Origin of the sequence: Planotetraspora phitsanulokensis, assembly GCF_016863295.1 — a bacterium.
In the GTDB taxonomy this organism is placed as follows: Bacteria; Actinomycetota; Actinomycetes; order Streptosporangiales; family Streptosporangiaceae; genus Planotetraspora; species Planotetraspora phitsanulokensis.
Window position 1 is genome coordinate 331,695 of sequence record NZ_BOOP01000013.1, and the last position, 18,548, is coordinate 350,242.

At 64.4% G+C, this 18,548-nt stretch carries 12 protein-coding genes; 2 read left to right on the forward strand and 10 right to left on the reverse strand.

Features of this window, described 5'->3' with window-relative positions; genetic code table 11:
- Positions 1 to 61: 61 nt before the first annotated feature.
- Positions 62 to 1,033 carry an NAD-dependent epimerase/dehydratase family protein gene (locus Pph01_RS17210; protein WP_204074084.1) on the reverse strand — a complete coding sequence of 324 codons (972 nt, stop codon included), beginning with the start codon at positions 1,031 to 1,033 and terminating at the stop codon, positions 62 to 64.
- The gene (locus Pph01_RS17215) at positions 1,030 to 2,184 is read right to left on the reverse strand and encodes a glycosyltransferase (RefSeq protein WP_239116765.1); all 1,155 of its coding nucleotides are present in this window, start codon (positions 2,182 to 2,184) and stop codon (positions 1,030 to 1,032) included. The genes Pph01_RS17210 and Pph01_RS17215 overlap by 4 nt, the downstream gene beginning before the upstream one ends.
- Before the next feature lie 452 nt (positions 2,185 to 2,636).
- On the opposite strand from Pph01_RS17215, the gene Pph01_RS17220 reads away from it, so the two are divergent.
- On the forward strand, positions 2,637 to 3,737 hold the full coding sequence (locus Pph01_RS17220; RefSeq protein ID WP_204074086.1) for a glycosyltransferase: 1,101 nt from the start codon (positions 2,637 to 2,639) through the stop codon (positions 3,735 to 3,737).
- Between the two features lie 308 nt (positions 3,738 to 4,045).
- On the opposite strand, the gene Pph01_RS17225 is transcribed toward Pph01_RS17220, so the two are convergent.
- The 8 genes from Pph01_RS17225 to Pph01_RS17260 form a co-directional block, all read right to left on the reverse strand.
- Positions 4,046 to 5,353 carry a hypothetical protein gene (locus Pph01_RS17225; protein ID WP_204074087.1) on the reverse strand — a complete coding sequence of 436 codons (1,308 nt, stop codon included), beginning with the start codon at positions 5,351 to 5,353 and terminating at the stop codon, positions 4,046 to 4,048.
- Between the two features lie 361 nt (positions 5,354 to 5,714).
- The gene (locus tag Pph01_RS17230; RefSeq protein WP_204074088.1) at positions 5,715 to 5,867 is read right to left on the reverse strand and encodes a hypothetical protein; all 153 of its coding nucleotides are present in this window, start codon (positions 5,865 to 5,867) and stop codon (positions 5,715 to 5,717) included.
- Positions 5,868 to 6,019: 152 nt separating this feature from the next.
- Positions 6,020 to 7,315 carry a lipopolysaccharide biosynthesis protein gene (locus tag Pph01_RS17235; RefSeq protein WP_204074089.1) on the reverse strand — a complete coding sequence of 432 codons (1,296 nt, stop codon included), beginning with the start codon at positions 7,313 to 7,315 and terminating at the stop codon, positions 6,020 to 6,022.
- Positions 7,294 to 9,189, reverse strand: coding sequence for an asparagine synthase (glutamine-hydrolyzing) (asnB, locus tag Pph01_RS17240; protein WP_204074090.1), 1,896 nt, complete (start codon positions 9,187 to 9,189; stop codon positions 7,294 to 7,296). The genes Pph01_RS17235 and asnB overlap by 22 nt, the downstream gene beginning before the upstream one ends.
- A gap of 8 nt (positions 9,190 to 9,197) precedes the next feature.
- Entirely contained in the window at positions 9,198 to 10,340 is a 1,143-nt protein-coding gene (locus tag Pph01_RS17245; RefSeq protein WP_204074091.1) for a glycosyltransferase, read from the reverse strand.
- Positions 10,341 to 10,708: 368 nt separating this feature from the next.
- Positions 10,709 to 13,069, reverse strand: a complete 2,361-nt coding sequence (locus Pph01_RS17250; protein ID WP_204074092.1) for a hypothetical protein — start codon at positions 13,067 to 13,069, stop codon at positions 10,709 to 10,711.
- Positions 13,070 to 13,211: 142 nt separating this feature from the next.
- Positions 13,212 to 14,081, reverse strand: a complete 870-nt coding sequence (locus Pph01_RS17255) for a sulfotransferase family protein (RefSeq protein ID WP_204074093.1) — start codon at positions 14,079 to 14,081, stop codon at positions 13,212 to 13,214.
- Positions 14,074 to 15,612: a hypothetical protein gene (locus Pph01_RS17260; RefSeq protein ID WP_204074094.1), complete on the reverse strand. Its 1,539-nt coding sequence runs from the start codon at positions 15,610 to 15,612 to the stop codon at positions 14,074 to 14,076. The genes Pph01_RS17255 and Pph01_RS17260 overlap by 8 nt, the downstream gene beginning before the upstream one ends.
- A gap of 628 nt (positions 15,613 to 16,240) precedes the next feature.
- On the opposite strand from Pph01_RS17260, the gene Pph01_RS17265 reads away from it, so the two are divergent.
- Positions 16,241 to 18,548, forward strand: a 2,308-nt coding sequence (locus tag Pph01_RS17265; protein WP_239116766.1) for a N,N-dimethylformamidase beta subunit family domain-containing protein, incomplete at its 3' end; no start/stop codon positions are given.

The following is an 18,548-nucleotide window of genomic DNA, read 5'->3' on the forward strand; positions in this document are numbered from 1 at the left end:
CCATCCATATGGCGGTTGACAGGATCGTTGGATAGGTGCGTACGAACGAGGTGTGAGTCGGTCAGGCGCCTTCGCCCGGGCCACTCTCGTTGCGGAGATTCGTGTTCATCGCCTTCTCGAGCCAGGTCACGGTCAGGCGGAGTCCCTCCTCCAGTGGCACGGGCCGCACCGCGGGGAACAGTCCGAGCAGCAGGCGGGAAGAAGCCTGTGACTCCCGGATGTCGCCCGTGCGCGGGGGCAGAAAGTCCGTCTCGATCGGCCGGTCGAGGATGGTTTCCAAGACGTCCTTGAGACGCAGCAGCGACACACGCGTGCCGAATGCGAGGTTGACCGGCTTCCTGCTCGTGACGCGGCGGACGGCGGCGTCGGCCAGGACGTGCGTCACCGATCCGACATAGGTGAAGTCCCGTGCCTGATTCCCGTCGCCGTAGATCGGGAGTGGCCGGCCGTGCAGAGCGGCGGACACGAACGCCGGGATGACGGCGGCGTATGCGTGGTCGGCGGCCTGCATGGGCCCGTAGACGTTGAAGAAGCGGAACGGCAGGACTGGCAGGCCGAAGCTTTCGGCGTATGCCAGGGCGTAGGCCTCCGTGGCGAGCTTGCTGACGCCGTAGGGGCTGAGCGGCCGCGTCGGGAGGTCCTCGTGCTTGTACGGCTCCGGGCAGTCGCCGTACACCGAGGACGAGGACGCGAGGATGACGTGCGGCTTGGTGTCCCGGCACGCCTCGAGGACGTGGAGCGTTCCCGTCGCGTTGGCGGTATGCGAGGCGATGGGGTCGATCAGGGACCGGGGCACCGAAGGCCGTGCCGCGAGGTGGATCACATGCGTGACGCCGGCCATGAGTTCCGCCAGCAGCTCCCGGTCCAGAATGCTGCCCGTCACGAAGTCGACCCCCACGTCTGCGAGGTTGTCGACGTTCCCGCTGCTGAGATCGTCCAGCACTGTGATGCTGTCGACTTCCGGCCGGGTCGTGAGCGTCCGGCAGAGGTTGGCGCCGATGAAGCCGGCGCCGCCCGTTACGAGGATTCTCATGGTGTGCTTCCCGGTGTTAGTTGGTGTCGCGGCGCGGCGCGCAGCGACCGGTAAAGCGCTTCGGTGTCCGCCACCAGGCGCTCCACTCCGTAGGAGCTCGTCGTCCAGTCGCGGGCGGACTCGCCCATCCGGCGCGCTAGCGTTGGGTCGGACAGCAGGCGGAGGGTGTGCTCGGCCAGCTCACCCGCGTCGAGGCCGGCCAGCAGACCGGTGACGCCGTCGCGGACGATCTCCGGGATGCTTCCCACACGCGTGGAGACGACGGGAGTCCCGGCCATCCCCGCCTCGATGAGGGTCAGCGGCGTGCCCTCGTTGTCGGAGGTCATCAGGACCACGTCGGCCGCCGCGTAGACGGTCTCGACGTCTCGTCGCCACCCCAGCAGGCGGAAGGAGCCCCACATGTCCGCGATGCCCCGCTCCACCTCCTCCTTGAGCTCGCCGCCTCCGCAGACGACGAACCGGCAGGTGGGCATGCGCTGGAGTACGGCCCGCGCGGCGGCGAGGAACCGGTCGGGCCGCTTCACCTGGGTGAGCCGGCCGACGAATGCGACGACGGGCGCGTCCAGGGGGAGGTCCAGAGCGGTACGGGCCGCCTCGCGGTCGGGAATCCGGCCCAGCTGCAGGCCGGGCGGGATTACGACGTACTGCTCCGGCCGGCCGATCCCGGCGGCGATCAGGTCGTCGCGGACCTTGGCTCCGACGGTCACCAAGCGATCGGACATGGAGGCGAGGCGCCGTTCCGTCCAGATGTAGAGGCGGCGCTTGGACGGCGAGAAGTAGCCGCCCTCAAGGAGATGTCCATGGAACACGTGCACCCGGGCCGAACCGGTGCCGGCGAGGCGGGCGGCCATCCGACCGAGCGCGCCGGCCTTGGCGGTGTGCGTGTGCACGATGTGCGGCCGGAAACTGCGCATGGCGCTGACCAGCCGCAGGAGCGCGCGATAGTCATCGGCCGGCTTGACCGCTCGGCCGAGGCCCGGGATCCGATGAACTTGTAGCGTCGCGTCCAGGAGTTGAAGATGGTCGCCTTCGGCGCCATCGACATATCCCGTATAGAGGCGACGGTCGAATTCATCGGCGTTCAGCCGCTCGTGCAGTCCCATGACCAGAGCCGCAGGGCCGCCGACGTTCATCCGCGCGATGATTTCCATGACACGAATACGGCCGTCTGGCGTCATCACGGGCCCCTCGCTGACAGATGTGGTTCACGCCGGAGAAACTAACTCAGACGCGCGTCTCCCCCGGGACGCGCTCACCGTGACGGCGAAGAGTTTCCGAATTCGGTACCCGAACATGATCGAGTAGCCGCTGTTTCATCAGCGGCGAACGCCCTGGTCACGCATTGTCGACCGGGCGGTTCCCCCTGGGTCTGGGCGGCCGGAGTTCGAGGGGAAAAAGAAAGTCAAGGGACCGTGTTTCGCTTGAGGCCGGCCGTTTCGACGATTTTCCTTACGTTTACCGGTGAACTCGGGAGTCGGCTGCTCAAAGCGCTTCCCGGCCGTCCTGTGCCGGGATTCCTGATGGCGCAGACAAAGGATCGGCAAGTGGGGGCACGTGAATGGCCATTCCTATTTCAAGTGCAGGCACGACGCGTTGGAGCACGATGAGTGATCTTCGGGTGTGCGAGGTCACGAAGACCCTTGACCTCGGAGGGGTCGAGGTGCTGCTCGTCGAGCGGCTTCTGAAGGCTCGCGAAGGAATCGTGAACTACACGGTGATCTGCCTGCGGGCATCGACGGATGAACTCATACGGCGGTTGCGTTCGGCAGGGATAACGGTCATCGATCTCACTGCGTGTCCCCGGCCGCTGGTGTACGCCAGGCTCGTCACGGCGATCCGCCGAGTCGCGCCTCATGTGCTGAATGTGCACTCTCCGGCGCCCATCATCGTCCTCCGGCCGTTCGTCCGGCTCGCCAGGCGGCGTCCCGCTCTCGTTTCGACCGTTCACAACGAACGCTGGCCGAAAACGATGCACCTTGACCGCTTGACCCGATGGCTGGACGACTGCACGGTGGCCGTGTCGCCGCTCGTGGCCCGGTCGCGTGCCGTCATCGGCGCTCGTCGCGTGCTCACCCGAATGCACGGGGTCGACGTGCAGGGACAGCGGTGGTGGGCCGCCCGGGCGAGCCTCCTGCGGCGTGAGTTCAACCTGCCGGAAGACTCGTTCCTGTTCGCCTGCGTCGCCAACTTCCGCCCGCAGAAGAATCACCGGCTGCTCCTTCAGGCGGCCGCAGAGGTCGTGCGGCGCCGGCCGGATGCTGTTTTCGCGCTCGCAGGTGATGGGCCGTTGCGGGACGAGGTCGTCCGCGACGTGGAGGCGCGGGGCCTCGGCGACCACGTACGCGTGCTGGGGAGGCTTCCGCGGGCCGCGCGGCTGGTCGCAGCAGCCGACCTGCTGGTGCTCAGCTCCGACCATGAAGGGCTGCCGGTGGTGGTCATGGAGGCGCTGGCGGCCGGGGTGCCTGTCGTCTCCACCCGGGTCGGGGGAGTGCCGGACCTGATCGCCTCCGGCCGGAACGGGATCTTGACCGAGCCGGGCTCAGCCGGCGCCCTGGCAGAGGCGATGCTCCGGGCGATGGAGCCGCAGACACACCGTGAATTGCGTGCCGGAGCCCTGGCCAGTGCGGAGAGTGTGGACATGGCCGACACGGCAGAGTGGTTCGAGGAGCTTTACGCGGAACTGGCCAGGGACGTGAAGGCCTGATGCGCGGATAACGGGGATCGCTTCGACGGCGACGCCGGATCCCGAGAGCGTGCGGCGGAGGTGCGATGTGATCGTGCACCGGGGTCCGGTGCTGAGGACTGCTACAGCGATGAGAATGCGGCCCTGGGCCGGCGCTATGGGGAATGCGCGTCACCCAGGGAGATCATCACTGAGCCCTGACGGCAGAACGACGACGTCCGTGCGCCGCAACGATGCGGCGAGGTCTTTTACGGACGCCGAGGATCGGATGTCCGTGGAGAGTCGCCGTGCCTGCTCTTCGAGAGCCGAGCGGTCCACACCCTCGCCGACTACCCGAAGCGTGCCGGCGATCCCTCGCTCCTCACGGAATCCGAGTCACGGTGGGAATCGACGTCAGTCACCGCTTCATGGAATGGGGGCAGGCTTCGGAAGCCAGGTCTCTCTTTTCGAGCCCGACATCTTGTCCAGGCGACCGCGGCCAGCAGGCTCGTGATCATCATGAGTGGCATCCGTTGCCGGAAGATCAGACCGATATTGGCGACTGTGGTCGCGTAGATAATGAAGCCGGAAACGATGAACAGTGCGAGCACCAACAGCAGTCTTCGATCCCGCCGCCACAACTCGCGGGCCCCGATCATCGCGTTCCAGAGTAGGTAATACCAGATGGCCGTCTCGATCTTGCCGAGCTGCAGTACAAGGCTCCCATCAGTCCACGGGAACGGCGACAGGAGCGTGTAGAGCAGCTTTGGCGCGAGAGCTCCCCATGCGTTGCCGCCGTCGTCGAAGGTCACCCCGGAGCTTCCGCTGCCGGCGCTGAACATGCGCACCTGGGTGGACTGAGCATGAAGCAATTCTTCCTGTATCGGCGCCGTGAGGAGTTGGTCTCCTGTTCCGACGAGAACCATCAGGCCGGTCACGAGCAGTCCGATGAGCACGGCAGTGCTACGCAATGACAAGATGCGCTTGGGGCTGAGCGCACTGAGGAGGAGTGGTGGTGCGCACATGAAGACCATGTACGGCCGCACTTGCCACAGGGTCCAGAGCAGCGGTCCGGCCAGCATCACCTTTCGTATGTCGAAGCGTCGCAGGTTCGACAGGCCGAGGCCGAGGCAGGAAACGACCAGGAAAGCATTTATGCCATCCTTGAACGTGTCGGACGAGTGCAGCACGAACGACGGCATGAACGCCGTTATGACGAGCAGCCGAAATGCCGCGGACTCGTCGGCCCCGACCAGTGTCGCCATCTTGTAGATGACAACGCACAGCGCACACGAAATCAGTGCCACAACCGCTGTGCATGCTAGTTCGGCTGGGCCGTCGCATACGTACATGATGGCCGCGAAGAGATGGCAGACCGCGCCGACTGAATATAGACCCGGCAGTTGTTCTGCTGTGACGTAATGAAAGCCCTCCCACTCCCAGCGCGCCAATATCTTTGTGGCCAGGTCCATATACGCGGCGTCGTCGCCGCCATAATCGATGACATCGGCCTGCATCACCAGGACATGAAGAATTATTCTCACGGCGAAGGCGACCAGCAATACCGGTAGTATGCGTCGAGCCATCTGAGGAGCGAACGTCGTTTGCACGATCACGCCGAGCATCGCTGCGGCGATGGCAACGATAAGGTACTCCACCGGAAAATTCCTCCACACGCCTTGAGGTCGACCCTGAGGCGGGTCCGTCGAAATCAGCTCCAAGCACAGACTTCGTCATAAAGTCGGTCGAGGATTCCGCCGTCTGGCTGATGTCCACAAGATCTGCGCTGTTCCGTGCCCATCCGCGAAACCGCGCGTGATTCTCGGCATGCATCACCGCAGGATGGTCTACGCGAGCACGTGGGGATCTCCAGGCCCGGTCAGGAGCAGGACCCTGCCCCCAGAGCCGTGACGCCGATCGGAGCACCGCCGCGGGGGAGAGGGAAGTGGAAGTTGACGAGCAAGTCCTCGCCGCCGCCTGTCCCCAGGTTTTCGATGACTTCGCAGACGTGCAATTTCATCACGATGCGGCCTCGGAAGACTCCCCATGCCGACGATGGCGGAATGAAAGGTGGGCACGGTGCATCCCGGTTTCTTCTGATGCGCGGCCGAAACCGTTCTGAATCCCCTTGGCGTGATGTTCGATGCTCACCTGAATCAGCATCGCCGTCATGGAGCGAACGGCGTCGGCGACAGCACCATACGACCCCAACACATTGTGCAGTTATGCCCCCGGTATTACCCATACGGCTGCGAGAAGCTCCGTGTCCTGCGCCTGAGCCCGAATCCACGCGCCTGCCTGCAGCACCGCAGGTCGTCGAATGATCAGGAGATGCTCTCGGGCTCGACCTGTGGATCCAGCGCCGACCGCATGGTGGCCGGGTGAGGCAGCAGCGCGGACATGGGGATTCCCGCCGACCGTGCGAACCATGAGATCTCCAATGCGGCCATGAGAACGTAGGTGACGGTGGATGAGAGTGCGGCGCCCACTGCACCCCATTGAGGAATCAGTGCCACGTTGAGCAGAACGTTCGCGGCCACGGCGCAGGCGGGAATGGCAGTCATGCTGATGGGCCGGCCGAGGCGTACGAGATATTGCTCGACCGGCCGCATCAGGAAGAGCGCGATCATTCCAGGTGCCAGAACCAGCAACGGGGCGACGCTACCCGCATAAGCCTGGCCGTAGAGAAGCGGTATCAGGGTCGGGGAGAGTGCCGCGAGCATTCCGACGAAGGCCGCGGACAGGAGCAGGCTCAGTCGGATGGTGCGGGCGGTGACCTCCGCGGCGTCGCTCATGGTGCCCGCAGCCTGCCCGGGGAGGGCGACCTGCGTGATCGCCTCGGCTGGGATGCGCGCGAGTTCGAGCACTGTGACGGCCACTGTATAGAGGCCTACCGCGGTCGCGGAGTCCAGGGCGTGGAGCAGCAGGATGTCCACCGTCAGCAGAAGGTGGAAGGCCACCACCCCGACGTGGTAGCGGCTCCCGAGGGCCAGTTGGCGGCAGGCCAGCCGACCTCCGCCTCTGAGGGGGCGAAGGCTCAGCGCCCTGATGAAAATGAGAGATGGGACGGCCATGGAGATCGTCCAGCACACCACGACGCTTGTCACCGTGACATTGCCGGTGGCGATGAGGAACAGAAGAGGGAGGCACTGGGTCAGGGCCGCTGCGACCGTCGCGCGGTTGGCGAGGCCGACTTCTGACCGCAGCAGCGCGATGCTCCTCAGGTTGGTGGTCATCACACCGAACGGCACGGCAAGCAGTGCCAGGTAGAGCAGCGGGGACGTCGTCGGCATGACGCCGAGGAACGTCAGTGTCATCGCGACCAGCGCGGTGGCGGTCCCCAGCGCCAGACCGAGGAGCAGTCCGTTCGCGGAAAGCCGGTGGCGCCGCTTCGGTTCCTCCCAAAGGGACATCTGCGTCTGCTCGACAGAGAAGTGCCCGATGACCATGGCCATTCCCGCCGTGGTCGCGATGATCGCGTAGGTTCCCCTGCCTTCAGGTTGAAGACTGCGGGCGATCAGCAAGCCCGTCACCGTGGCCAGCAGCAGCCGAAGCACTCGGCTCGCCATCGTCTGGGCGACCTTGCTGAGCGACGAGTTCACGTGTGAGCTGCGGAACATCGCACCTCGCTCGGGCCCTGCGCACTGGGGACGGCGTGTGCCCGATGCCAGAGCTCGAACTGCAGCAGCGCCCAGAGCTTCACGGAGTGGTCGGCCCCCCTCTGATGGCGCTGGAGCAGGTCTCGCACCGCCGACGGGCGGAATATCCCCCTGCTCCGCGCGGTCTGGTCGGTCAGCATGTCGAAGGCCAGGTCGCGCAACTCCCGTCGGAGCCACGTGGCCAGCGGAACACCGAACCCCTGTTTGGGCCGGTGCATGAGCTCTTGCGGAAGCCAGGGGGCGACCGCGCGTTTGAGCAGCCGCTTCGTCTGACCTTCATGCACCTTGAGCTGCAGCGGAAGGCGTGCTGCCCATTCCATCAGGTGGTGATCGAGGAAGGGGGACCGCGCCTCCAGAGAGTTGGCCATGGTGGAGATGTCCACCTTCACCAGCAGATCCCCGGGAAGGTAGGTGTTGACGTCCACATCCATGAGCCGCCCGAGGTCTGTGCCCGCCCGCGACTCTCGGTAGGCCTCCTCCAGGAGGCTGTAACTGTCCACACCGGCCAGTTGCGTCCGGAACTCGTCGCCGTAGAGCGCGTGCTTTCCTTCACCGGTGAAGGCGGACATCATCAAGGCGTAACGCCGGGCCGGCGGCTCAGCTGTGAACTGCAGTACCCTGCCGAGACGCCGGGTGACGGTGCCCGGTGCGCCCTTTTCGGCGAAGAAGCCGCCGACTCGCAGCGGGATTCTGGCCAGCGCGCGGGGAAGAACCGGAATCCGGCCGCTGCCGGCGGCCAGTGTGTAGCGGTTGTATCCACCGAAACATTCGTCGCCGCCGTCGCCGTTGAGGGCGACCGTGACGTGCTGGCGGCTCAACCAGGCCACGTAGAAACTGGGTATCGCCGATGAATCGGCGAAGGGCTCGTCGAAGTGCCATGTGATCTTCGGCAGGATGTCCAGCAGATCGGGGGTGATCACCAGCTCGCGATGCTCGGTCCCGTAGCGCTCCGCGACCAGGCGGGCCCAGTGCCGTTCGTCGTAGCGCTCGTCGGTGAAGCCGATGCTGAACGTCCTGACCGGCTCGCCGTGCTGCATCGCCATGGCCGCGACCACCGCGGAGGAATCGATGCCGCCGGACAGGAACGCTCCGATGGGCCGCTCACTTACCATCCGAATCCGGGTCGCCTCCAGCAGCAGTTCCCGAAGCCGTTCCTCTTCGGCCTGTACGTCCGCCACGTGGCGCGGAGTGGAGTCGAACCGCCAGTAAGGATTCACGGTGACGCGGCCGTCCTCCCAGGTGAGCACATGGCCAGGAGGAAGTTTGCAGGTACCCGCGTAGATGCTCCACGGGGCCGGAACGTAGGAGTATGTGAGGTAGTGGTGCAGAGCCACCGGGTCCACCTCGCGGGACATGCCCGGATCCGTGGCGAGTGCTTTGAGCTCTGACGCGAATCGGATCGAGGAGTGATCCGACCGCCAATAGAGCGGCTTCTTCCCGGCCCGGTCCCTGGCCAGGACCAGGCGCCTGCGATCACGGTCCCAGATGGCGAACGCGAACATGCCGCGGAGCCGATGGACGAGGTCCACGCCGAATTCCTCGTAGAGATGCACGAGGCACTCGGAGTCGCCCTCGCTGCGCAGGATGTGGCCCTTGGCGACCAGCTCTCGGCGAAGTTCGTCGAAGTTGTAAATCTCGCCGTTGAACACCGCCACGATCCGGCCGTCCTCGCTGTAGACGGGCTGGTTACCCGAGGCGACGTCGATGATGGCGAGGCGTTGCATGCCCAGGGCCGCATGTTCATCCGAGTGGAAGCCTGCCCCGTCGGGTCCCCTGTGCACGATCGCCCCGCACATGCGCCGGACGAGCTCCGGGTCGGGGCGCGATGTCGACACGATTCCGGCTATCCCGCACATCGGTTCTCCAAAAGTCGCTGGTACAGCGTGATGTGGTCGTCGACCATGACGTCCAGGCAGAGGTTTTTCCGCGCCCACGCACGGGCTGCGGCTCCTAGAGAGGCGGCGAGTTCCGGATTCTCGACCAGGCGGGTGATTCCCTCGGCGAGAGCGGCGGGGTCAGCGGGGGGGACGAGGATTCCGCGGTCTTCGAGCAGTTCGGGCGTCCCACCGACCGAGGTCGCGATGACCGGCCTGCCCGCCGCCATCGCTTCCATGACCGCGTTGCTCATGCCTTCGGACGTAGAAGGGAGGACCACCATGTCGGCGCGCGCCAGGAAACCTCCGACGGCCCTCTGGTCTCCCAGGAAGCGGGCGTCGACGCCGAGTGCGCGGGCCTGGCTCTCAAGGTCATCACGTTCTGGTCCGTCTCCGACGAGCACGAGTGTGACGGGCCGCCCCTGGCGGGAAAGCAAGGCGGCGGCCTCGAGAAGGAAGCGATGTCCCTTCGCTGGGCCGAGGCGGGCCAAGCAGAGCACCAGGGGGAGTGTCGTGTCGATGTTCTCCGGTTGGATCGCCTGGAACGCCGAATCGGGGAGGCCGTTGCGGATCACGCTCAGCTTCCGTGCCGGGACCCGCTCGACCGTACGGGCATCCTCGGCCAGGGCGGCCGCGTTGGCGACGATGTGATCGGTGAGACCGGTCGCGGCCCTTTCGAGGGCATGCACCCATCGGGGTCTCTGTCCGAGAAGATCACTCTGGTTGCGCCGTCCTGCCACCACGACCGGAACCCGTGCCAGCCTGGCGGCCGGCGGCCCCATGACGTAACTCTCGTAGAGCAACGCGTGCAGGACCTCCGGCTTCAGCCGTCTCAGCAGGCTGACCAGGCGTGCGAAGGCGCGCAGGTTTTTGACAAGAGCCACAGGGCGGGATGGCTTTCGGGTGAAGCCGAGATGATGCACGTGGACCCCTGCGTGCCTGAGAGTCGACTCGTGCGGTCCTCCTCTCGACAGCAGGAGTACGTGGACCGCGACGCCTGAGCGCCGCAATTCCCGTGTGAGCAGGGACAGTTGTTGCTGGGCTCCGCCCAGATTCAACTCCCCGATGAGAAACGCCACGCACGTGACGCGAGCCTTCACTCCGGCCGCCATGGAGAATCCTTTCCGGTTGCCGCTGATATGCCAGATGAGGAACCTGAAGCGCGGTGCCCGGCACACGCCTTCTGATATGCGGGCACCTCGGGCGGATGCTCATGACGGCCGGACTTCGTCGTAGATCCTCTCGGATCACGGGCGTCCAATCGGGATGCAGCCGATCACATATCTGAGCGGCACTGGCTACTGTGCGCTCCACGGCCAAGAATTACTGGCTGCTAAGGACTTGGCGTCGTGTGATTCCTGGTCGTGGTCGGCGATTGGCGACCATTGCCGTCGTCTGTCTCCGGCGCGGATCGCCGGTATTCCGGGTCGCTCGGGAGCGGCCAGAACCTCCTGGCGATCCGCGCTGCTCGCTGCCTTCCCTATGTCGGGGTCCCGATCTCATATATGGCATAGTCCCCAGAGCGGAACCGGAGCTTGGCGAAGTCCCCGATATGAGAGCCTGGATTTATTCGACGTTCATCCACGAAGAGCCACTGGACACCGTAACGGTCATGGAGTTGACGCATCGTACTCCGCGATGGTCGGTAGAAAGCCGCGTCGTTCAGGTTGAGCCTTTCGGCGTCCCAAAATGGTAGGCCGTCGACTCGCTGGCCCCCCAGACGCCAGTTGTCGTTATTCGTCGGGGTGTACATCCACCCCTCGACGAGTACGCGCCGTTCGGTCAGCGCGGCCACCCAGGCTTCGCGACTGTCGCATGGGCTCTCGTATCCCCAGAGGCAATGCGAATTTGTGGCGACCAGTTGGTTCGGCTCAGAATGGGCCCGCAACCAGCGTCCTGCCGTCAAGATGCCTTGTGGGACGGCCTGTGCGACGACAGGATGGGCCAACCCATGGAAATTGACGGGGGAGGTGGGCGTGTCCTTTTCCACGGTCGACACGACGCGAGTGAACCAGGCGGCGGGCAGGCCGGCACTTGTGAGGAAAAGGATTATGACCGTCCAGGCGCGAAGCCCGGCCCGCCCCGTGGCGTACATCACTATCACGGGCACCACGGCGATGATGAGGAGCGCGATATACGGAAGGAACAGGACGGCATCCGACTGGCCGGGCTGCAGGGGAACCCTGACACCGCAGAGCAAACGGATCAGGTAAGTGGCCACCATCCCGACGCCTACCGAAAGGATCACCGTCCGCAGCGACAGCCGTGCCCGTCGCACGAGCAGAGTGAGCCCGTAGACCGCAAGGATGGCCAGATAAGGACCGGACGCCTGAAGGAAGTAGCCCTGGGCATTGTGCGGATGGCCGAGAAAGAGCATCGCCCCGATACCCGCGGCGCCCATGCCCAGCATGAGAAGCACCGCGGGTTGCATGAGCGACCGAGGCCGGCTCAGCAGGCCGAGGATCCCCAACCACATGACGGACCAGTTCGCCACATACATGAGCGCTACGCCGATTACGGCTGCGAATGAGGGCTCGACCGTGGTGAACAGACCGGTCAATTTCCCCCACTCTCCCCGCGCGACGGAGAGAGGCGCCAAGGTCAGCCCTTGCCTCGAATGGCCGAACAGCACAATCTGGGCATAGAGAAAACACAGAAGAGTCATTCCGAGTGCGACGATCGTCGGCCACCGGAGCTTGCGCTGCCTGACTGCTTCGACCGCGGCCACCGTACCCAGTCCAGCGGCCAGTATGGGCAGGTGTGTGGCCTTCGCTCCCATCGCCACCACGAGAAAGACACCCAGCAAGAGCCATACGCGCAGGGCATGTCGCCGACGCTGAAGAAGATCGATGAGAAGGAGAACGACCGGGGCGAAGAGGAGGGCTCCGAATGTCTCCGTGGGGCTCTCCCACGATTGGACGGGCGTCATCTCGAATACGCTGGTCCTCGTCCCAAGATAAAGATTCGGAGCTGCCAGCAAGACTGCGCCCACGACGGCGATCAGCGCCGCCGGCCATGAATTGATGACGCGCCGCCCGATCCCACTCAACAGGACGACGAGGGCGGCGAACATGGGTAGCAGGCCCAGGCGGACGAGCAGTACCAGCGGTTCCACTCCGGTGACCCAGCTCGTCGCCGCGAAATGCGTGTAGAGGAACCAGTGGTAGAACAGCGGTTCGCCGGCCACCATGGGCACCGTGGGCGGCAGATGGTGTTTCAACTCGCCGATCAAGGACAAGTGATATGGCACGTCTATATTCGACGTCGCCATCGCCGGCCAGGTGAGGGCATTTGTCTTGAAGTATGAAGCGCTCCAGACGACCAGATACCCAATCGTCAGAGCAAGGGCCCAGGACCACCAGGTAGGCGCCTTCGGGCGAGCTGTCCACTTCCAATTACTTCGTAGCCGGGGAACGGTCAGGAAGGCCGCGTAGGTGGCGATCGGCCACACCAGGACCAGCAGCGGCGCTCCGATCGCCCGGGCTCCGATATAGGTGAGCACTTCTATGGCGAAGCCCAGAACGAGGCCCAATGATATTTCTTCTGCCAGCGTGTGAGCATGGCCGAGCACGGCCCGGATGATCAGCATGCCGGGAAGGAGGAGTCCGAGAACGGTGTAGACGCCGAATGCGGCTATATCGAAGCTTGAAACACCCGAAGAGCTCAGCACTATCAGGGTGAAAGCTGTCACAGCAGCCGCCGGCAGCCACGTCCAGAATCCGGTCAGCCATCGGCGTCGAGTGGAATGTTCCCCCTTGGGGACGAGCCCGACCGGTTGAAGCTCTTCCATTGGGTTGACCGAGCCTGGCGTAAGGTTCGCCAGAGGCGAAGATTCGACCATACGCATAAGTCTGGCGATTTCGGCGCGATAAGGCCGTCCAGACACCCGCTCTTGTGAGATGATTGCCGGCCAGAGGTGAAAGGGTTACTCTTGGATAAATCCAATCTTCGGCTGTCGCGCCGAGTTTCCTCCGAACGTCATGTCACGTGGCATATCCGTACCTGTGCAGATGAGACGCGAGGGAATACTCCAGCAGTGCGAGCTGCTCCCGGGAAAGATCTTTCCGAAAAGCATCGGCACGTCCGGCGGAAAACTCGTGGCGTGCGAAGCCTCGCTCGAAGCCCTTTGTCCAGGGCAATCCAAGAAACTCCAGGATCATGTCCATATGCTTACGCGGGTCGGCGAGCAGATCCTCATAGCGCACCTCGAACCAAAGGTCGGAGGGCACGGTCGTGCGCGTGACCTCGAAGGCGTCCATCAGCAGTTTCCAGCCGATCCCGGCTAGATGTACGAGCGACCTTCCCTCACGCTCCCATTCCTGGGCGTAGCCGTCGGGGAGTGGTCCCAACTCCCAGCGCGACGGCCCGAGATGCCCACTCCACCATGTCATTTGGAGCAAAGAGTTCGCCACAGCGCGCCCGTCGCGCACGATGTGCACGAATCGAGCCTCAGGAAACACCTCGTGCAGGAACGAGGCTCTGGGCCAGAGGGTGAATTTATGAACGAAGTGCCGACCTGGTTCCGTGGCTCCTCGGCTCTCGAAGAAGATACGCAAGCGATTCGCCAGCCATGGGGTCGCGTCCGCGGAAACCAGATCCCGGAATGGATTGACCACGGTCGGAGAGACCTCACGGCTCAGAGCCACGTAGCCCTCAGAAGGGCGTAGCCGTTTCCTGAAGCCGCTCGTCGGCATTCGCCGGTAGATGATTCCGTTGAGTGGCCGAACCAATGCGGAAGCTCGCCGCCACCGGTCGTCGAGGTTGGATACGAAACTCACATCCGGGTGGCGGGCGATGACATCGTGGACAAGTGTGGATCCGCAACGTCCGGTTCCGATGAGGAAGTTAAGCATGTGACCTGACCTGATCCGTATGAATGGTTCCCCGTGCTCTCGCAGTGCCGTTGCGCACGGCCGGGGTGACGCTGAGGGCGAAGGCGATGCATGCCAGCGGAACCGCCGGTAGGGCGAAGCGGTAAGAGTTCTGGTTCGTGGCAACGGCGAGCACCAGGAGTGCCACTGCCATCAACCACGGCATCAGTGCCGAGGTCGGTAGCCGACGTTTGTGGCGCAACATCAAAGCCACCGGTGCCACGAAAGCGAGGAGCAGCATCAGGCCGGGCAGGAAGATCCAGTACTCGTACCGTTCGAGGAACGTGGAGAAGGGCGTGACCGCCCTCGGCGCGCCGCTGTAACCGTATGTTCGCGCGAGCTCGGCCTGCTCCGGTGGAACTCCGGCGGATACGGCAGGGAACAGGAAGGCGGCATCAGCGTGCACCGGTGGGTCCCGCCGGACCAGGGTGTCGGTCAGGTCGCGCAGGATGATGAGGGCGTAGTCCACGGGCTGGGCGACGATGGCGCGCAGCGCGAAATTCCGTGCGAGAGAGTTGTTTTCAGGGCTGAGCGGCGGGCCTGGCCTCCTGTACAACCAGGCGTTCTGGTCGGTCAGGTATTCCTGCGGGCGCTTGGTGTCGAGCAAGAAGTTCCATGGCCACGTGGCGGCGGCCCGGTGTGGCTCAGGCGGGCAAAGCGGTATGAGCTCGGCTGGTGGACGTATCTTCGAGCAGTCGGCAAACGACATGGTGCGCGACCAGAGGAGCATTCCGTCGTTCGAACCGAGTGCGAAGACGCCGTTGTGTGCCTGAAACCACAGACCATAGGCGCCGAGCGGTACGAGGCAGGTCGCCGCAGCCGCGAGCAGTGTGCGCAACGCGACTCGCCGCGCCAGGAGAAGGCCGAGGAAGAGCACAACGAGCGGCAGACCTATTGATCGGGTGAGCGTGGCGGCGGCGAGCAAGAGCCCTGCTCCAGCGGCCATCGGCGGTGTGAGCCGGCGCCGCCACAGTGTGACGACGACAGCCCCCGTCACAAGGCAGGTGAAGAGCGTCTCGCTGAGCAGGGCATGCTCGATCACCAACTGGCGAGGATCGAGGAGAACGGGAAGAGCGGCGGCCACTGCCAGGACCGGCCGCACCTGCCACCGGCGGAGCAGGGCATAAATCAAAATTCCGGTGGCCAGCCCCAGAAGGTGCTGGGCGGCCACCACGAGCGCGCTGCTGTGAAAATGCAGGAATATTCGAAGGAACACTGAATAGCCGGCAGGCCTCCACGGGTTGGGCACGATCCGCAGTGCGTCAGTGACATAGGCGGTGGTGTCCCCGTACCAAAAGGCCTGTCGGTATCCGAGCATGGCAGTTGAACGCAGCAGCACTGCGGCGATTACGGCTAGGGCGATAGGGGCGCGGGCAGCGGCGAGGAACCGTGATTTGAGAGGCGTGGAGCCGGAGCCGTCGGCCTCCATGTCGCCGAACGCTCTTCCGGGGTGCGCCCGAATGACCGGAAAACTTGAGACCATTTTGAGCATGCCTTTGACTTTCCTGGGCATGTTCACCCGCCTTTGCTTCGCATGCCGATCGACTTCAGACAGTAATTGGCATGTGGCGCGGAACCGCCTAGTGGTCGCAGTTGGGAGAGCCCTCCTCTATTCGGCATGGACTCTGCATTCGGGACTATTCATCGCACCTAGAAGAGCTCTTCAGCCGGCCGGCTCGCGCCGGTGCGGAGCCAGATAATCGTCCGGGCGGCCCGCACGCCACGTGTTGAAAGATGTCGTCGACAACCTCGCCTCATAAAAGGACTGGCAAGAAATGAGTCGAGGGCGGCCGATCCAGTGAGTCGTGAGCACCGCCCTTGTCATGCTTGCGGGCAGGTCCAAAACCGCAGGCCTTCTGCATCGGGCGGAGTACCTTCGCACGGACACCAGTCTCTGGATTTTCCGGCCGCAATGGGTTTTCCTTTCGGCGCCATAGGCGGCGCTGCCGGCATGTTTTCCCGCCGCATACTTTCCTCGTCGAGACGCTGGATTCGTGCGGGGTTTCTTGCGTGGATATGACCTTGCTCAGGCGACCGGGCCGCGTACCGCGTACCGCGTACCGCGTACCGCGTACCTGACGGTTCGGGTTCGTAACCAGCCATCGTTGTCGCCGTAATCGGGGGAATCGTAGGTGTTGACTGTGAGAAAGCCGTCGCGACCGCGGACGATCCGCGCAGGCCTGATCGCCGTCGGTCTTGGCTTGGTCGCCATGCTGAGCCCGATACAGGGCGCCTGGGGCCAGGAGCATCCACCGACTGCGGCGCCCACGCCGTCGGGGATGCTGACTCCCTCTGCGGTGCCGGCTGTCACGCCGTCCGGCATGCCGGCGTCGCCGGGGATGCCGACGGTGTCTGCGACGTCGTCTGGGACGCCGATGCCGTCTGCGACCTCGTCCGGGGCACCGGAACTGAGCACGGGGAAGGCGCCGCTCTTCCACCTTGGGGAGAAGAGCCTCCCGACTCACGGATCGAAGCAACCGCGCAGGAGTCGCGAAGCGGCGACCTGCCCGCCCACCTCCATCATTTGCATCGAAAACAGCCTGCCCGGGAGCCCGCCCAGCGAATGGGACGTGCCTGGAGCAGGCAGCACCAACATTCAGGGCTTCGCGACGAACATGAGTGTCAACGTCGGGGAGACGGCGCAGTTCAAGGTGAATACCGATGCGACGGATTACCGCGTGGACATTTACCGCGTCGGCTATTACAACGGACTGGGAGCTCGGAAAATCACCACCGTCCAGCCCTCCGCCACCCTGCCTCAGACGCAGCCGAACTGCCTGAGCGACACCACCATAGGACTGATCGACTGCGGCAACTGGGCGATATCTGCCTCCTGGGCCGTGCCGAACGACGCCGTTTCCGGGGTCTACCTCGCAAACCTGGTGCGAGAGGATGGGACAACCGGTGTAAGCCAGATAATTTTCGTCGTGCGGGATGATGCTCGAAATTCCGATCTACTGGCTCAAACCTCTGACTCAACGTGGCAGGCATACAACACCTATGGTGGGAACAGCCTTTATCTGGGGAGCCCGGTAGGAAGGGCCTACGCGGTCAGCTACAACCGTCCGGTGACCACACGAGGCAGCAGTTGTTGCAAGGGGTCGGTCGAAAGCTATTTCTTCAACTCCGAATACCCCATGGTCAGGTGGCTGGAGGCCAACGCTTACGACGTCAGCTATACGAGCAACGTCGACACGGCCAGGCGGGGAGCGGAACTGCTTGACCACAAGGTTTTCCTGTCCGTCGGGCACGACGAGTACTGGTCGAACGACATGCGGAACAACGTGGAGAACGCCCGCGCCCAGGGCGTCGATCTGTCGTTCTTCTCCGGTAATGAGGTGTTCTGGAAGACGAGATGGGAGAACAGCATCGATGGATCGACCACACCGTTCCGGACACTTGTCTGCTACAAGGAGACTGCTGCGAACGCCAAGATCGACCCGAGTCCTCAGTGGACCGGTACGTGGCGCGATCCGCGTTTCTCCCCGCCGTCCAATGGCGGTAGGCCGGAGAACGCGCTGACCGGCACGCTGCACATGGTGAACGGCACCCGCAACGATCCAATGATGGTCCCGGCTGAATACGCCCCCATGCGGTTTTGGCGCAACACGTCCGTCGCGAACCTTTCGCCTGGTCAGACGGCGAACTTCGCCGCCGGAATGCTCGGCTACGAATGGGACGAGGCGCCCTACAACGGATTCCAGCCGGCGGGCCCTGTGCAACTGTCCAGCACGACAATCGATGTGACGCCGCAGTACCTGCTCGACTTCGGGTCAACATACGGCGCGGGGGTGGCGACCCACCATCTGGTGCTCTACCGGTCGCCGAGTGGCGCGCTCGTCTTCGGCGCGGGAACCACTCAGTGGTCGTGGGGACTCGACGCCGTTCATGATCGCCCCGGTACGCCCGCGGACATCCGGATACGGCAGGCGACCGTGAATCTCTTCGCGGACATGGGGGCCCAGCCGGCGACGCTCCAGCCGGACTTGGTTCCGGCGACACAGTCGACGGACACCGCTCCTCCGACGTCTGCCATCAGCAGTCCCGTGAACGGTGCGACCTTCTCGGCGAAAAGCCCCGTCACGGTACAAGGCACGGCGGCGGACACCGGTGGCGGAGTCGTGGCCGCCGTCGAGGTGTCCGTGGACGGCGGGACGACCTGGCGTCCGGCGACAGGGCGTACGAACTGGGTGTTCACCTGGACGCCGACGACTACGGGGACGGTGAAGATCCAGACCCGAGCGGTCGACGACATCGGCAACCTGCAGGCGACCCCCACCATGACCACCGTCACCGTGGTGAATACGCTCTGGCCGCCGACCACGACGCCCGCGGTCGACTCCAACAACGACACCAAGCCGGTGGAGATCGGCGTGAAGTTCCAGTCGACGGCTCCGGGCACCATCACGGGGATCAGGTTCTACAAGGGGGCGCAGAACACGGGGCCGC

What these genes read in the sequence shown, in the direction of transcription:
- Pph01_RS17210 (WP_204074084.1), bottom strand. Translation starts at nt 1,033, where the DNA reads ATGAGAATCCTCGTAACGGGCGGCGCCGGCTTCATCGGCGCCAACCTC.
- Pph01_RS17215 (WP_239116765.1), bottom strand. Translation starts at nt 2,184, where the DNA reads ATGGAAATCATCGCGCGGATGAACGTCGGCGGCCCTGCGGCTCTGGTC.
- Pph01_RS17220 (WP_204074086.1), top strand. Translation starts at nt 2,637, where the DNA reads ATGAGTGATCTTCGGGTGTGCGAGGTCACGAAGACCCTTGACCTCGGA.
- Pph01_RS17230 (WP_204074088.1), bottom strand. Translation starts at nt 5,867, where the DNA reads ATGACGGCGATGCTGATTCAGGTGAGCATCGAACATCACGCCAAGGGG.
- Pph01_RS17235 (WP_204074089.1), bottom strand. Translation starts at nt 7,315, where the DNA reads ATGTTCCGCAGCTCACACGTGAACTCGTCGCTCAGCAAGGTCGCCCAG.
- Pph01_RS17245 (WP_204074091.1), bottom strand. Translation starts at nt 10,340, where the DNA reads ATGGCGGCCGGAGTGAAGGCTCGCGTCACGTGCGTGGCGTTTCTCATC.
- Pph01_RS17250 (WP_204074092.1), bottom strand. Translation starts at nt 13,069, where the DNA reads ATGGTCGAATCTTCGCCTCTGGCGAACCTTACGCCAGGCTCGGTCAAC.
- Pph01_RS17255 (WP_204074093.1), bottom strand. Translation starts at nt 14,081, where the DNA reads ATGCTTAACTTCCTCATCGGAACCGGACGTTGCGGATCCACACTTGTC.
- Pph01_RS17260 (WP_204074094.1), bottom strand. Translation starts at nt 15,612, where the DNA reads ATGCCCAGGAAAGTCAAAGGCATGCTCAAAATGGTCTCAAGTTTTCCG.